General features: G+C 35.8%; 17 protein-coding genes. 12 read left to right on the forward strand and 5 right to left on the reverse strand.

The window, feature by feature from the left end:
* From trpB to N0B48_RS02305, 5 genes are all read left to right on the forward strand, one after another.
* Positions 1-1,185, forward strand: coding sequence for a tryptophan synthase subunit beta (gene trpB, locus N0B48_RS02285; protein ID WP_259836420.1), 1,185 nt, complete (start codon positions 1-3; stop codon positions 1,183-1,185).
* Positions 1,186-1,272: 87 nt separating this feature from the next.
* Positions 1,273-2,007 (forward strand): tryptophan synthase subunit alpha, encoded by a 735-nt coding sequence (gene trpA, locus N0B48_RS02290; protein WP_259836424.1) that lies wholly within the window; start codon positions 1,273-1,275, stop codon positions 2,005-2,007.
* A gap of 79 nt (positions 2,008-2,086) precedes the next feature.
* The gene (gene lipB, locus N0B48_RS02295) at positions 2,087-2,815 is read left to right on the forward strand and encodes a lipoyl(octanoyl) transferase LipB (protein ID WP_259836426.1); all 729 of its coding nucleotides are present in this window, start codon (positions 2,087-2,089) and stop codon (positions 2,813-2,815) included.
* Positions 2,816-3,590: 775 nt separating this feature from the next.
* Positions 3,591-4,544: a protein-glutamine glutaminase gene (locus N0B48_RS02300; RefSeq protein ID WP_259836429.1), complete on the forward strand. Its 954-nt coding sequence runs from the start codon at positions 3,591-3,593 to the stop codon at positions 4,542-4,544.
* Positions 4,545-4,611: 67 nt separating this feature from the next.
* Positions 4,612-4,923: a hypothetical protein gene (locus N0B48_RS02305; RefSeq protein WP_259836431.1), complete on the forward strand. Its 312-nt coding sequence runs from the start codon at positions 4,612-4,614 to the stop codon at positions 4,921-4,923.
* 112 nt (positions 4,924-5,035) lie between these two features.
* Here the strand turns inward: N0B48_RS02305 and N0B48_RS02310 are convergent, their stop codons facing one another.
* Positions 5,036-5,788: an SDR family oxidoreductase gene (locus tag N0B48_RS02310; protein ID WP_259836433.1), complete on the reverse strand. Its 753-nt coding sequence runs from the start codon at positions 5,786-5,788 to the stop codon at positions 5,036-5,038.
* 237 nt (positions 5,789-6,025) lie between these two features.
* Here N0B48_RS02310 and N0B48_RS02315 point away from each other — a divergent pair, with 237 nt between their 5' ends.
* The 6 genes from N0B48_RS02315 to N0B48_RS02340 all read left to right on the forward strand — a co-directional run bounded on the left by N0B48_RS02315 (position 6,026) and on the right by N0B48_RS02340 (position 10,111).
* Positions 6,026-6,658: an NAD(P)H-dependent oxidoreductase gene (locus N0B48_RS02315; protein ID WP_259836435.1), complete on the forward strand. Its 633-nt coding sequence runs from the start codon at positions 6,026-6,028 to the stop codon at positions 6,656-6,658.
* A 33-nt stretch (positions 6,659-6,691) separates the two neighbouring features.
* Entirely contained in the window at positions 6,692-7,126 is a 435-nt protein-coding gene (locus N0B48_RS02320) for a MarR family winged helix-turn-helix transcriptional regulator (protein ID WP_259836437.1), read from the forward strand.
* Positions 7,127-7,549 (forward strand): organic hydroperoxide resistance protein, encoded by a 423-nt coding sequence (locus N0B48_RS02325; RefSeq protein WP_223607449.1) that lies wholly within the window; start codon positions 7,127-7,129, stop codon positions 7,547-7,549.
* Positions 7,550-7,737: 188 nt separating this feature from the next.
* A complete protein-coding gene (locus tag N0B48_RS02330; RefSeq protein ID WP_259836442.1) occupies positions 7,738-8,475 on the forward strand; it encodes a hypothetical protein in 738 nt (245 codons plus the stop codon).
* 11 nt (positions 8,476-8,486) lie between these two features.
* Entirely contained in the window at positions 8,487-9,215 is a 729-nt protein-coding gene (locus tag N0B48_RS02335; protein ID WP_259836445.1) for a hypothetical protein, read from the forward strand.
* A gap of 173 nt (positions 9,216-9,388) precedes the next feature.
* Entirely contained in the window at positions 9,389-10,111 is a 723-nt protein-coding gene (locus N0B48_RS02340) for an NERD domain-containing protein (RefSeq protein ID WP_259836449.1), read from the forward strand.
* Between the two features lie 15 nt (positions 10,112-10,126).
* Here N0B48_RS02340 and N0B48_RS02345 read toward each other — a convergent pair whose 3' ends face one another.
* Entirely contained in the window at positions 10,127-10,756 is a 630-nt protein-coding gene (locus N0B48_RS02345) for a peptide deformylase (RefSeq protein WP_259836452.1), read from the reverse strand.
* A gap of 178 nt (positions 10,757-10,934) precedes the next feature.
* Between N0B48_RS02345 and N0B48_RS02350 the strand changes: the two genes are divergently transcribed.
* Positions 10,935-11,606, forward strand: coding sequence for a hypothetical protein (locus tag N0B48_RS02350; protein ID WP_259836455.1), 672 nt, complete (start codon positions 10,935-10,937; stop codon positions 11,604-11,606).
* A 49-nt stretch (positions 11,607-11,655) separates the two neighbouring features.
* On the opposite strand, the gene N0B48_RS02355 is transcribed toward N0B48_RS02350, so the two are convergent.
* The 3 genes from N0B48_RS02355 to N0B48_RS02365 all read right to left on the reverse strand — a co-directional run bounded on the left by N0B48_RS02355 (position 11,656) and on the right by N0B48_RS02365 (position 14,591).
* A complete protein-coding gene (locus tag N0B48_RS02355) occupies positions 11,656-12,528 on the reverse strand; it encodes a ChaN family lipoprotein (RefSeq protein WP_259836458.1) in 873 nt (290 codons plus the stop codon).
* Positions 12,529-12,907: 379 nt separating this feature from the next.
* Complete coding sequence (locus N0B48_RS02360; protein WP_259836461.1) at positions 12,908-13,936, reverse strand: hemin-degrading factor; 1,029 nt, start codon at positions 13,934-13,936, stop codon at positions 12,908-12,910.
* Positions 13,937-13,940: 4 nt separating this feature from the next.
* Positions 13,941-14,591: a class I SAM-dependent methyltransferase gene (locus N0B48_RS02365; protein ID WP_259836464.1), complete on the reverse strand. Its 651-nt coding sequence runs from the start codon at positions 14,589-14,591 to the stop codon at positions 13,941-13,943.
* Positions 14,592-14,593 lie beyond the last annotated feature (2 nt).

Below are 14,593 nucleotides of genomic sequence, written 5' to 3' on the forward strand. Positions count from 1 at the left end.
ATGAATTATAAAAACCCTGATGAACACGGATATTATGGTGAATTCGGAGGCGCTTTCATCCCTGAAATGCTTTACCCGAATGTAGAAGAACTGCAGAAAAATTATCTTGAGATCATAGAATCCGAAGAGTTTCAGAATGAATACCAGGACCTGCTGAAAAACTATGTGGGACGTGCTACACCACTCTATTTCGCTAAGAATTTAAGCCATAAATACAATACTCATATCTATTTAAAAAGAGAAGACCTCAACCATACCGGAGCCCATAAAATCAACAATGCCCTGGGACAGGTTCTTTTAGCAAAACGTTTGGGGAAAACCAGGATTATTGCTGAAACCGGTGCCGGACAACATGGCGTGGCTACCGCTACGGCCTGTGCTTTACTGGGTCTGGAATGTATCGTTTATATGGGAGAAATCGACATCCAGCGACAGGCTCCGAATGTAGCAAGAATGAAAATGCTGGGGGCAGAAGTTATTCCAGCAATTTCAGGTTCAAAAACATTAAAAGACGCAGTAAATGAAGCCCTCAGAGACTGGATCAATAATCCTGTGACCACCCATTACGTTATCGGAAGCGTAGTAGGTCCTCATCCGTTTCCTGATTTGGTAGCCAGATTTCAAAGCATTATCTCAAAAGAGATCAGGGAACAATTGAAAGAGAAAATCGGAAGAGAAAATCCTGATTATGTGATCGCCTGTGTAGGCGGAGGAAGCAATGCAGCGGGTACTTTTTATCATTTTGTGGAAGAAAAAGAGGTGAAAATCATTGCTGCGGAAGCTGGCGGATTAGGTATTAATTCCGGAAAATCAGCTGCGACGACTTTTCTTGGAACATTAGGTGTTCTGCATGGAAGCAAAAGTCTTGTGATGCAAACCGGGGACGGTCAGGTTATTGAACCCCACTCGATCTCTGCCGGACTTGATTATCCGGGAATCGGGCCGTTTCATGCTCATTTATTTAAGGAAAAACGCGCTGAATTTTTCAGCATCAATGATGAGGAAGCCTTACAATCTGCTTTTGAACTGACAAAACTAGAAGGAATTATCCCGGCACTGGAAAGTTCTCATGCTCTGGCTGTTTTGAATAAGAAGAAATTTAATGAAAATGATATTGTCGTAATCTGCCTGAGCGGACGTGGGGATAAAGATATGGAAACGTATTTAAGAGAAATTAGAAGCTAGAGATTAGAAATTAGTCCTTTAACACCTCCAATTTATAATACCTCTTCTAACTTCTAATCTCTAATTTCTAACATCTATATTATAACAATGAAAAAACTAAACATATATTTCACAGCAGGAATTCCGCAATTGGAAGATACCGCTGATATTATAAGACTGATCCAGCAGTCCGGAGCGGATATGATGGAAATCGGAATGCCTTATTCTGATCCGGTGGCAGATGGACCGGTGATCCAGCAGGCTCATGAGCAGGCTCTAAAAAATGGAATGACGATTGAAAAACTGTTTTCTCAATTAAAAACCGTTAAAAACGAAATACAGATTCCCATTATTCTGATGGGTTATATCAACCCTGTTTTGAGTTTCGGATTTGAGGAGTTTTGCCGTGAATGTTCTGAAAGCGGAGTTTCGGGGCTTATCATTCCCGATCTTCCTCCTATTGAATTTGAAAACAATTATCAGCAGATCTTAAAAAAGTATAACCTTAATTTTACGTTTCTGGTAACTCCTGAAACTTCCGATGAAAGAATTCTGTATCTGGATTCTTTAAGTTCCGGTTTTCTGTACGCGGTAAGTTCGTCATCAACCACCGGAAATGACAATGCCGTTCTGAAAAATGAAAACTACTTGTCAAGACTAGCTTCTCTTCCGATTAAGAACACCGTGATGATCGGTTTCGGCATCAAATCTAAAGAAAATTTTGAAAATGTGACTGAAAAAGCAGACGGTGGAATTATCGGAACAGCCTTTGTGCATACGCTGTTGAATCATAAAGACTGGAAGAATACTGCCATAGATTTTATCCATTCTATAAAAGGTTAAAATTCACTAAATTTGTATGTCAGAAAAATGGCAGGACATCACAACTCCATATGGCCATTAAGAAAACAGACAGCAACGTATGAATACAAATCAAAATAAATCAGTAGAATTTGAAGATCTTGGTGTAAAAGAATATCAGCCAGCCTGGGATTATCAGGAGAGTCTGATGAAAAATATCATCGATACCAAAATTAAAAACCGCGATTTACCGGCAGAAGAACATATTACAACACCCAACCATTTCTTACTGGTGGAGCATCCTCATGTTTACACTTTGGGAAAAAGTGGTCACGAAGAGAATATGCTTGCCGGAATCGACAAACTGAAAGAAATTGATGCTACTTTCGTAAAAGTGAACCGTGGTGGAGATATCACTTATCATGGTTTCGGACAGATTGTAGGCTACCCTATTCTGGATCTTGAAAACTTCTTTACGGATATTCATTTGTATATGAGAAATCTGGAAGAGGTGATCATCAGGGCTATTGGTGAGTTTGGTCTCAAAGGAGAACGTTCACCGGGAGAAACCGGAGTTTGGCTGGATGTGGGAAAACCGTATGCCAGAAAAATCTGTGCGATGGGTGTGAAAGCCTCACGATGGGTAACGCTTCATGGTTTTGCCTTAAATGTCAATACTGATATGCGTTATTTTGAATACATTGTTCCTTGTGGAATCAAAGATAAGCAGGTAACTTCTGTAAAAAGAGAACTTGAAAGAGATCTGACCACCGAGGAAGTAGAAGATTTAAAAGCTAAGATCAGAAAGCATTTTGCAGATGTTTTCGGAGCTGAACTTGTCTATAAATAAGATATACTTTGCTATAAAAATAAAAACCGGCCGTAGTTCTACAGTCGGTTTTCTTTTTGTATTATTTAATGAGTTGTCATATATAGGGTATAGAACGCTTTGTTTCTTTAACGCAAAGGAATAATTAATATGATGGAAATTTAACAGTAGCAAAGAGAAATCAACTCCGTTGATTGACGAAGCTAAATATCTGATCTACGAAATCTGTGGAATCTGCGGGATTTTTTTTAAACGCAAAGAAAAACAAAGAATTAATTTTAATTTCTTTAAAGTAAGATAAACAAAGGCGTTTCACTTATTTCCGAAATACAAGATTTTCACATCAATCAAAACCTCTTAATTTTTGAGATTTTTCCGGTATTTTTTGTTTTACTCTTTTAAATGAAATGCCTTTGTTTACCCTTGCGATTATTAAACCTTTAAAACGGTATGCGGACATTTTATTATATGTTTAATTAGTAGCTTTGTTACCTTTTTACCTCTCAAAAACGTACCTCTTATTATTTTCTGCTTTCGATTTAGGTTTTACGATTATCGAAACCTTACCGATACATTGGTATTAAAAACCCATTACAATACCCTAAAACAAAGGTTTTATTCAAACATATGTTAAAATAATTAACATTTTATTGGAAAATAATTTGCCGATACACTATTTTTGTTTACTTTTAATATCACATTAAAGTGAACTATTTTTTTTGTTATTATTAAAAAACGACACACACCAAAACTTAGATAAATACATTTTATTACTAACCACCAAACTATGAAAATTATGAGAAAATTTCTGTTATCAATGATGGTATTCGTGGCAGCCTTGTCATTCAATGCCTGTAACGACTCTAATGCGGAACAGCAAATGAGTCAGAACGAAACGAGTAACAAAGCTTTGACGGATCTTGGAAAAACAATTCCTGTTGGGATAGAAGATGAAAACGGTACGCTAAAAGTATCTTTCATCGTTACAGCACAGTTCTATACCATCACGCCTACAAAGGAGAATGAAGCGTACATTAGCCTGATCAGAGAAGCGGTAAAAAACGAATCTCCTATCCAGGTTTTTATCAAGCCGAACACGCATGAAATTGCCAAAGTAGAAAAAGGAAGCGAGGAAGATGTTCGCTTTTTCAAATCTGCTTATACCAAAGAGGTTAAAAATGAAACAAACAAACTAACCAGCGTTCTTCCAAACGTAGCCACACTGAACAGTATGTTTAACCTTATCAAAAATCAGGCGTGCGGTACTTCTACAGCATCTTCGCCATGTATTACCTTCAGATATCCTGTAGATGGATGTTATGCAAGAGCTCACAAAATGAGACAAATCCTGATCAACAACGGTTACGACTGTGAAAAGCAGTTTGTATACGGAAACCTGAAAGCATCTACCGGTACTTGCTGCGTTGCATGGAGTTATCACGTGGCGATCCTGGTAAGCTATAAAAATGCATCAGGCGTTACTGAAAAAAGAATCATAGATCCTTCCCTGTTCCCTAGCGGACCTGTAACGGACACAGCATGGAGAAACGCTTGTATCAATACTACATGTGGATCTGCATCAGTATCTTCTTACGCTAATACAGCAGGAAATGTGTACTACAGAAGCCCTTCTAATTCTTATTTGTATGACAATAACTTAGTGAACACGAATTGTGTACTGACGATATTCTCATCACTTTCAGGATGTTCTCCATCACCGGCTCCAAATGTTGGCAGCTGTGGATTTTAATTAACTTATACAGCTTCTGCAGTTTTAATAACTTAATGGCAGGAGCTGTTTACTAAATATTTTTTCTATGAAACCCTGGACTTATATACTATTACTACTATTTATGATCACATCCTGTTCCGGAAGCTCAAGTTCACAGAACCTGACCTGGTATAATAACTCTGTCATCACTGATGTCACTGAAGATCCGGAAAAACCGGAAGAATTCACTCGTGTATCTATTGGAATAAGTCCGCAGATCTTTTACCTGTCTAAAAAGGCAGAAGATTATAAAGCCCTTCTGGAGAAAACAAGCCAGAGTAAAAAAAGAGGAAAAGCATATAATATAGGTATAGAAAATAATACGAATATTATTAAACAGGTGAATGAAATTCCGTGACAAGAATTTCTCCACCTTCCAATCGAAATACTGCACTTAAAGCAGGCCGATGAAAAAAACCAACCACTTCCTTTAAAATCCCCCATCACAGAGAATGATGGGGATTTTTAATTTATCTGATCACGGAAATTCCCGCATCTACCTTTAGCTCCGTACCGTGAATGTAAGAAGCCTCTTCAGAAGCCAGAAACAAGACAGCATGAGCAATCTCCTCCGGTTCACCCTGTCTTTTAAAAGGAATGGTAGGAATAATATCATGAACTGCACTTTCAATCTGTTCAGGATTTAAACCCGTATTGTTGAAAATATTTGTTTTAATATGACCGGGACTTATCCCATTGACTCTAATTCTACGTTCTGTAAGTTCCACCGCAAAAGTCTTTACAAAGGACTGCACCGCCGATTTGGCAGCAGAATATATTGAAAAATTGGGCATTGCAATTTCAGTAGCCACCGAGGTATTGAAAATGACTGAACTTCCTTTTCCCATTAACGGTAACATCTGCTGAACGGTAAAGAAAGGTCCTTTTACAAGCACATTGAACAGCTCGTCATAATGTTCTTCGTTCACATGTTCAATCGGAAAGAATTTTCCATATCCTGCGTTGGCAAAAAGTAGGTCAATGGTTTCCGTATATTTTTTCACCTCAGTTTGCAGATTCATAAGGTCTTTCATGTTTCCTGCATCTGAAACAATTCCGAAAGCGTGATTTCCCAGTTTATTTAATGCAGTATGTACTGTATCTTCACTTCGGCCTGTGATGATTGCTTTTCCACCTTCAGCAATGAACTGTTGCGCCGTTGCAAACCCCATTCCATTGGTTCCCCCTGTGATCAGGGCTGTTTTGTTTTTAAATCGTAGCATTATTTTCTGTTTAAAATTTCTATTACAAAGTTTCAAATAAAGGACATCTTAAAAAATCTGATTCCTGCTGAATTTACTTTCCCTCCCACTATTTAGCTTTTCTCTAAAATCGCGATAAATTAAATCTATTAAAATTAAATTGCACACAATTTAATTGATCGTACATTTGCTATAGAAATTCATCACCGGAATTTTTCGGGGTGATTAAATAAAGAAATATAATTTAAAACAATAGAAATGTCATTAATACAAGACTTACAATGGAGACACGCTGTGAAAGCTTATGATCCGTCAAAAAAAGTATCACAGGAAGATCTTAATACTATTTTAGAAGCAGCGAGATTGGCTCCTACTTCATCAGGACTTCAGCCTTTCCGTATCATTGTAGTGGAAAACCAGGAATTAAAAGAAAAAATGGTGGCCGGAGCTCTAAATCCTGAAGTGATGAAAGATTCCTCTCACGTTTTGGTATTTGCAGCGTGGGACAGCTACTCAAATGAAAAAATTGATAAAGTATATGACCATCATACCGATGTAAGAGAATTGCCACAAGGCCGTTTTGGAAGCTATACGGATATGCTTAAGCAAATGTATGGCAATCAGACTTCTGCGGAACATTTTGCGCATACAGCCCGTCAGACTTATATTGCTTTGGGGTTTGCTTTGGCTCAGGCTGCAGAATTAAAAATCGACAGTACACCTGCAGAAGGATTCAGTACTGAAGTGGTGGATGAAATTCTTGGATTAAAAGAATTAGGATTAAAAAGTGTCAGCCTTCTGTATCTTGGGTATAGAGATGAAGAAAAAGACTGGCTTTCAACGATGAAAAAAGTAAGAGTTCCTATGGAGGAATTCATCATCAAAAAGTAATATATTCACAACAAATCTTTCATGCTCAGCTTTATGGAAAATTCAAAATCGTTACAACTAGACAACCAGATCTGCTTTCCGCTTTATGTGATTGCAAAAGAGATTACGGGACTTTACCGGCCGTTTCTTGATGAGATCGACATTACGTATCCGCAGTATCTCGTTTTGATGGTATTATGGGAAAACGACGGTCTTGCAGTGAGCCATATCGGTGACAAACTTTTTCTGGACAGCGGAACTTTAACGCCACTTTTAAAAAGACTGGAGAATAAGGGAATCATCGACAGAAAACGAAAAAAAGAGGATGAAAGAGTCGTTGAAGTCTTCTTAACCGAAGCAGGGAAAAAGCTGCAGCAAAAGGCATGTGAAATTCCCGGAAAAATACAAAATAAGATCGGAGTAGAAACAGAAGATCTTATTCATCTTAAGGAAACTATCCAAAAAATATTAAACAAAATAGAAAAATAAATGAAAACGTTATATACAACACAAGTAACAGCACAGGGCGGAAGAAACGGCCATGTAAAAAGTGAAAACGGAGTTTTGGATCTTGAAGTAAGAATGCCTAAAGCTTTAGGTGGTGGTAATGATGATTTTGCCAATCCTGAAATGCTTTTTGCAGCTGGATATTCGGCTTGTTTTGATAGTGCGCTTAACAGAGTGATCAGTTTAGCTAAAACCAAAACAGGAGAAACCACGGTAACTGCTCAGATCAGCATCGGACAGATTGAAAACGGAGGTTTCGGTTTGGCTGCAGAATTAGATGTGAATATTCCCGGAGTTTCTATCGAAGAAGCGCAGGCTTTGACAGAAAAAGCACACCAGATTTGCCCGTATTCCAATGCAACAAGAGGTAATATGGAGGTGAAAATTGTGGTTACGAATAACTAAGTTTAATTCCTTTCATGAAATCAAATCTGTTTCTTTTCGAAACAGATTTTTTCGTTAAATAGGTTCTATTTTTATATATCCAGTATTTTAAAGATTGTTTTCAGGCTAAAATTATTTAATTTTATGGAACTATAATTTGGACCGACATAACCTTTTGAGACATTGTCTACTCCATCATAAAAATCACAATGATTAAATATTTATTCTTGATTCTGAGCTTTACTTTTCAAATGGGGAACTCACAAATCCTTAAACCTTTTGATAATGAAAAATGCCAATACTTTTCATATAAAATTAAAGGAAATGAAGCCGTAAAATTTGAATTTCTCAGTGAACAAGACTACAATAATTTAAAAACCAAAAAAATAAAGTTAAATCCAATCTTCAACTTAGAAAACCAAAATTTATTAACTGAATTTAAAACGAAGTTTCCAAAAGTTTTTCAAGATTCTTGTGCAACATTCTCTTTTTACGAAAACAACAAATTAAGGAAATCAAAATCCTGTAACATAAAATTTCGTCTTGTTGACAAAAAATCTGATTACTATATTTTTAAAATGTCTGGATTTGAAATATCAGGATTTTTATTATTTAATGAAAAAACTAAAATTTCACGAGTTACAGATAGTTTTCCTCAAATTTTAGAAAATGGGAAATATATTGCCAGTTTTGATAACGGATTAGACTCAACTACAATAAACTTTTATAAAAAAAGTGAGAAGAGTTATAATGAATATGAATTGAGTATAACACCAAGATTTAGGATTGATGAATATAATCTTTACAAAAATCCCTATGGAAATTTTGATGTATTCATTGCCGTATCTTCAAAAGGTCTTAAGTTGATTGAAGAGGGAAAGAATGGGGAAAAATATGAGTCTGATGAAAATAATGGTTGCCATTTGAAACTAAAAATAAGCTACTAAAAGATATCTTAATGAAACAATTCACTTTACTTCTAATGGTATTCTCTATATTGATTTCCTGCCATAAAGAAAACAAATCTGGCTTTGATTCCTCGGAAGAAAGTATAAAATCAGTATTGGAAAATTTTCCAATGATTGATAAAAAATTAGAAAAAGTAACAAAGGTTGATCTGGATTCCTTATCTATAACACTTTATAAAAATCCACAAAAAAAAGATTACGACGAAGTTTTAGTTTTTGAAAAGAACAAAAGATTTTATTCCATTCCATTCTTTTCAAATATGTATTTTGATTATTGGGATTTTACCAACGAAAAGCAACCTCAGCTTTATCCGAAAACCAATACAACTTTTGAAAAGCAAATGAAGATTTTAGTCACAGAGTTAAATTTAAAACCGGCAGACTTTACAATCCTGACAAAAGCAATGATGGGCAATATTTTAAATACTGAAACCAATCTCTATTTAAAACCAAAAATTTTCGAAAATTATGTTTATTCAACCTATAGAGTAGATAAATACAAAACGGAAGATTCCGATTCCTGTGTCAATAGAACTCAATCGGTTTTCAATCATATTCTGAAAGATTCAGAAAAAACAATCCGATACAATCAATACTTTTTAGATTCTGAAAATGGAAGAGTTTATGAGCTGATCAATGACTCCAGAAAAAGAGGTGAACTAAAATTTAAAATCAAAACATATAGAATTGACTGTTTTTCACACATCTTAAATATTTAAGATAGCTACCTTGACGATGCACTTAACAGAATCATCAATTTATTTAGAACCCTTTGACGGAAAGGACATCAGAGGTGAAACTTTCTGTTACGAGTAACCAAGCTTAATTTTTTTTAATTAAAATAAAATCTGTTTTCTTATGTAAGCAGATTTTTAACTAGTATACAAACAGCATGGACAGTAGTTTTTTAATCATTTTTATCTTAGGCATCCTGTACTTAATCATTAGATATTATACTCCAAAAATAAAGGGATATATTGGTGAACGACGGGTTTCTGAAATTCTTAAAAGATTAAACAATAAAGAATATATTGTCCTGAATAATATAGAATTAAAGATTAAAGGCTCCATTTCACAAATAGATCACATTATTGTTTCAGATTATGGAATATTCGTTATTGAAACCAAGAATTATAAAGGCTGGATTTTAGGCTATGAAAAAGACAGGTATTGGTTTCAGGTTATTTATAAGTACAGACGTAAGTTTTACAATCCTATTTTACAAAATCAGGGTCATATTTATGCTTTAAAACACGTCCTGAAAAACTATCCATATTTGCGATATTACTCAATAATTACATTTACAAAAAGGGCAACCCTCAAGACCAAAACATATACTGATGTTGTTTATACAAATAAGTTATTCAAAACCATAAAAAAATATGATTCAGCTTATGTAAATGAACGAACCAAGAACGAAATTGTCGCAACAATCCTCACTGCAAGGAAAAACAGTCGTACTGAAGATAAAAGAATAATAGCCAACTCTAATATCAACCGAAATATTTCATGCCCAGATTGTGGAGGAAACCTTATTAAACGAAATGGTCAATATGGATCTTTCTGGGGCTGTAGTAATTTCCCGAAATGTACATATACAAGAAACAATAGGTAAGGCTTCTATCAGATATTATCTCGTCGTAGAATCGCTTTTCTTAAAAGCATCCACTTTCTTATAAGAATCATTCTTCTCTTTTTCTTTTTTATCTGAAATCAGAATTCCGAAAAGGTGGTCTATTTCATGCTGGAAAATAACCGCCGTAAAACCTTCCACAATCTCTGAGTATTTCTGCCCTTTCAAATCCACATATTCCAGCTGAATAACTTTGCTTCTGTAAAACTGATCCCTGAATTCAGGAATGGATAAATCTCCCTCCGGGCCGAGGTTCTGTAGTTCTGATCTCCAGACAATCACCGGATTGATGAAATATTCTATTGGGTTTCCTTCTTTGTCAAAACGCTGCACCCAAATCACTTTTCTGTTGATTCCGACTTGTGGTGCCGCAATTCCTACTCCACCGTCTGTTGAGAGAAGAGATTCTTTCATTCTTTTCACTAAAACAGCGGTATTGGGATCCACCGGGCTGATTTCTGAAGAAAGATTTAATAAGGTTTTATGCTGATCAGCGTCTGTCGTCTGATAAATTGGCATTGCCGTATTGATATCCCCTTTATTAATGACCGAAATCTCACCAGGTGTCAACTTTTGTGCGTTGATAAAACCGATAAAAAGGATGAGTAGAAAAGGTATTTTTTTCATTTTTACTATTTGGAGCTACAAAGATAAATATTGTATTTTGAATAAACAGTAGACCTAAGCTAATGTAAGTGCCTGTCTATAAAAACTCCACGATTTTTTTTATAGGAAAAGTAATTATCATTTTCACTATATTTATTCTGCTAAATATATAGTTTATTACAATATTAAAAACACAGTTATGGCTGATTTAGAAATTCGTAAACATGCCAAGCAGGCATTAAGAGTCCTGACAGATAAAGAGAAAAAAAGTGTCTGGCATAAAATAAGAGAGTTCTTATTGGAAATATTCATCATCGTTTTTGCCGTATCACTTTCTATCTGGCTCCATGGGATCAGTGAGAAAAGACATCAGGCAGAAGAAGTAAGAGAGTTCCTCAGTGATCTGAAAGTTGATTTAGCCAATGACAGGCAAGAAATTTTAAATCTAAAAAAAGCATTTCCAGCAACCAATCCTGAAAAAATAAAGACGGATACAATCCGTATTAAAGATTCTCCGGCTAAGGGTACTCCGGTAGAAATTCAGCTACAAAGAATTATCAGAAGTTCAAACTTAGGAAACTATGAGGGGTTTAAATCCAGCGGGAATATTGCGTATATAAGCAACAAACCTTTAAAAAGAAAAATTTTAAAGTACTATGAGCAGGATATAAAATTATTAGAAGGCCTTGAAAAAACTTATAATAATCAAGTTGAAAGAATTGCTGATGAATTTCTGGATGCTAAATCACAGCATTTAAGGACGAATAATTTTCTCCTGGAAACCTACCGCCAAAGTGTTAATGAAAAATATGATCAGACTATTCTGGAAATCAATATCATTATAAAAGAAATTGATACTGAAATAAAATAAAAAAACGCACAAATTTTATAATTGTACCTGTAAAATTTGTGCGTCTTAGTTAAAGTGTTTTCGTCATATCTGCCGGAATGATCAGATTGAAATCTGTCGGGCTATATTCTTTCGCAGGAACTTTCAATTCAGGATCTTCGGATTCAAAAACAGAGATCACCGCCATTTTAAGATTCGGGTTCTTCTGCTTGATGTACCAGTAGATTCCACCGAATTCCTTGCTGTGATAGTTTCCGTTATAATGAATAAACGTTTTCCCAGCCTGCATACTTTTCAGGATAGATTCAGCCATGGTAGCATCTTTCGTCGCCTGTGCCGAGATGAAATTCATTACTTTCGTACCTTCTGCATGGTCTCCCATCATTGCTTTCATTTCCTGATAACCGGGAGTATCCAGCGTAACTTTAATCGGAAGCTGAGCAATATAAGTTTTCTCTTTATCACTCAATTTATTCAGAGATTCAAGACCTTCTTTTGCAGTCTGAGACGCATATTTCCTTGGAATATTGGTGGCGATAAAGTTCAGTTTTTTAGTTTTAGCAAAATCAACCAGTGGTTTGTAATCCGTCGCGTAATTGTTCCATAAGCGGGCGGAATCTTTTAATGTTTTAGCATCAAATTTTCCTTCCAGATATTGATTCAACTGAGCCTGGTTATCTCTTTCGAACATTTCTGCGCCCAGAATGATCTGTCCGTTTTTCTTTTGGAATAAACCTTCCGTCACCTTTAGCTGTAGCCAGTGGTTGATAGAACTGTTGTGATTTTCGCCAAAGAAAACCACATCATATTTAGCCAGTTCTTTAACCAGTTTTTCGGTCTTTACTTCTTTCCCTTTCTTATCATAAAACTGATAGGCTTTGATATCCTGCCCGCTTAATGAGCAAAAACCCGCCAGCAAAACGGCTATGAAAATATTCTTCATTTTTATTTTATTTAAATACAAATTACACAAATGTTTCTTCACAAATATCACAAATTTTTACGCTGATTTTAAACCACAAAAGACTTTTTAACACTTTAGTTATTTCAAAAGTCAAATACATTACGCACAAGAAGTACACTTAAGTTCTATGAAAATCAAAGATTTTCAGCTTATGTGCTCTTACCATTTTCAGGATTGTAAAGCTTTTAAAACTAAAGTGCTCTAAAGTGTTCAAATAAAAAGCTTTTGTGAGTTTTGTGGTTTAAAAAAATTTGCGAATAGAATTGATTTATTCTTCAGCAAATCCAGCGATCTGCTTCAAAACAAAAGGCCGTCTTGAATTAAAAAACAAAACGGCCCATTCAAAATTATCTAATTATTATTTCTCTAATTCTGCTACAAGATCTTTCCACTCCTGTAATTCAGGGATTCCCGGCTTTCTTTTTCCGAATAACTGGACGATGAAGTCTCCGTCCTTATTGAATACTTCGATAGCTGTTACTTCTCCGTCTTCAGTAGGTTTCTTCACGATCCATGCTTCTGCAATTTTCGTCACATCCAGGTGCAAATTGAAATCCGGATCCATTACATTGAACCACTGCTGGTGCCAAAGTGTTTTCTTTACGTTTCCTGTGTGGATCTGGATAATTCCTCTGTTTCCAACGAATACCATGATCGGGATATTCTTTTCTGAAGCATCTTCAAGAACATTCACCACTTTAGCATTATCGATTTTTTTAGCAAATCCTTCCGGAGCTAATCTCAATGCCTGAGTTCTGCTTACCCCGAATTTTCTTGTCATCATAAAGAAATCGTGGGTATCTTTTAATTCTGTCCATGCTTTTTTGAATCCTTCAGCATCAATTTCAGCATCTGCTTTTTCAGGAGCTTTTGGAGTCACTGCCTCCACAGCGAACACCTGATTCTGATCTTCTGCCTTAAACTGTTCTACAATAGCATCGAAAGCTGCTTCCTCACTGTTTTTTGTCAGGTAGATCTTATGAAGGGCAAGACCGTCTTTTCCGAAAAACTGAAGGCTTTTCTTGTCACCTTCCACTAGTGCGAATGCAGATTTCCAGTGGTTAAGGAATATTCTAAGGTCAATATCTTCTCCTACGAAAAGCTGTGCATGAGGGCTGCTGAAATCCCCGTTTTGGTAGATTCCTTTTCTTTCGTGCACACATTCGTCGTTGCGGGTAAGTGCCATCACTTTTCCAAGCTTCTCTGCTTCGGTAAGGATCGCAGGGAATTCAGAGTTCAGGACAGTAACGCCTTCTCCAATGCTTGTTACCAATAATTCAGCTTCGCTTACACCTAATTGTGCTGCAGCGTTTCTTATTCTTATATGTGGATTTTCTGCTTTCAGAGCTTCCCATTTTTCCTTTAGATCATTAACTAACGTGCTCATTATCTTATTTTTTTATGGTTAAAACTGTATAAATTCTGTGGATGGTTTCGTTTCCTGATTTGCTTTGAATATCTTCCTCTTTTTCAGAAATTTTCATTCTCTTGAAGTGGCTTTTGGAAACCAGTTCCTCCATTTCGCTGTTGCTGTACATGGTGAAATTGTATTCCGTAAACGGCAGGGTTTCCATGAATTTTCTCTGTCCGAAAGTAAGAACGAATGTTCCGTCATTCTTTAAAACTCTATAGATCTCATTGAGAAACTCAACCGGGTTTTCCCAGAAATAAACGGTATTGACGGTAAATATTTTATCAAACGTTTTATCTTCAAAAGGAAGTTTTTTTCCTTCGTACAATACAAAATCGGCCTGGCTTTCAAAGTCTTTATTCAGCTTTCTGGCTTCATTGTACATGGTTTCAGAAATATCTACTCCTGTATATTTCAGATTTTTAGCTCTGTTTAAAATATTTTTCAGATGTCCGGCATTTCCGTGCCCTATTTCAAGGAGGTGTTCATCATCTTCTATTAAAAGCGTTTTGATGCTTTCTAATGTCATGCTGATGTTGGTAGCGTTCATCATCTCGCCGATCTCAATTCCTTTTTCTCCCTGTGGATTGGCAAGGTTCTGAGCGAGGATTTTTAATTCATCTTTTTCCATGG

This window comes from Chryseobacterium herbae, assembly GCF_025154075.1.
Classification (GTDB): Bacteria; Bacteroidota; Bacteroidia; order Flavobacteriales; family Weeksellaceae; genus Chryseobacterium; species Chryseobacterium herbae.

Excerpts from the sequence above, each read along its gene's own strand:
- trpB (WP_259836420.1), top strand. The coding sequence starts at position 1 with ATGAATTATAAAAACCCTGATGAACACGGATATTATGGTGAATTCGGA.
- trpA (WP_259836424.1), top strand. The coding sequence starts at position 1,273 with ATGAAAAAACTAAACATATATTTCACAGCAGGAATTCCGCAATTGGAA.
- lipB (WP_259836426.1), top strand. The coding sequence starts at position 2,087 with ATGAATACAAATCAAAATAAATCAGTAGAATTTGAAGATCTTGGTGTA.
- N0B48_RS02300 (WP_259836429.1), top strand. The coding sequence starts at position 3,591 with ATGAGAAAATTTCTGTTATCAATGATGGTATTCGTGGCAGCCTTGTCA.
- N0B48_RS02305 (WP_259836431.1), top strand. The coding sequence starts at position 4,612 with ATGAAACCCTGGACTTATATACTATTACTACTATTTATGATCACATCC.
- N0B48_RS02310 (WP_259836433.1), bottom strand. The coding sequence starts at position 5,788 with ATGCTACGATTTAAAAACAAAACAGCCCTGATCACAGGGGGAACCAAT.
- N0B48_RS02315 (WP_259836435.1), top strand. The coding sequence starts at position 6,026 with ATGTCATTAATACAAGACTTACAATGGAGACACGCTGTGAAAGCTTAT.
- N0B48_RS02320 (WP_259836437.1), top strand. The coding sequence starts at position 6,692 with ATGGAAAATTCAAAATCGTTACAACTAGACAACCAGATCTGCTTTCCG.
- N0B48_RS02325 (WP_223607449.1), top strand. The coding sequence starts at position 7,127 with ATGAAAACGTTATATACAACACAAGTAACAGCACAGGGCGGAAGAAAC.
- N0B48_RS02330 (WP_259836442.1), top strand. The coding sequence starts at position 7,738 with ATGATTAAATATTTATTCTTGATTCTGAGCTTTACTTTTCAAATGGGG.
- N0B48_RS02335 (WP_259836445.1), top strand. The coding sequence starts at position 8,487 with ATGAAACAATTCACTTTACTTCTAATGGTATTCTCTATATTGATTTCC.
- N0B48_RS02340 (WP_259836449.1), top strand. The coding sequence starts at position 9,389 with ATGGACAGTAGTTTTTTAATCATTTTTATCTTAGGCATCCTGTACTTA.
- N0B48_RS02345 (WP_259836452.1), bottom strand. The coding sequence starts at position 10,756 with ATGAAAAAAATACCTTTTCTACTCATCCTTTTTATCGGTTTTATCAAC.
- N0B48_RS02350 (WP_259836455.1), top strand. The coding sequence starts at position 10,935 with ATGGCTGATTTAGAAATTCGTAAACATGCCAAGCAGGCATTAAGAGTC.
- N0B48_RS02355 (WP_259836458.1), bottom strand. The coding sequence starts at position 12,528 with ATGAAGAATATTTTCATAGCCGTTTTGCTGGCGGGTTTTTGCTCATTA.
- N0B48_RS02360 (WP_259836461.1), bottom strand. The coding sequence starts at position 13,936 with ATGAGCACGTTAGTTAATGATCTAAAGGAAAAATGGGAAGCTCTGAAA.
- N0B48_RS02365 (WP_259836464.1), bottom strand. The coding sequence starts at position 14,591 with ATGGAAAAAGATGAATTAAAAATCCTCGCTCAGAACCTTGCCAATCCA.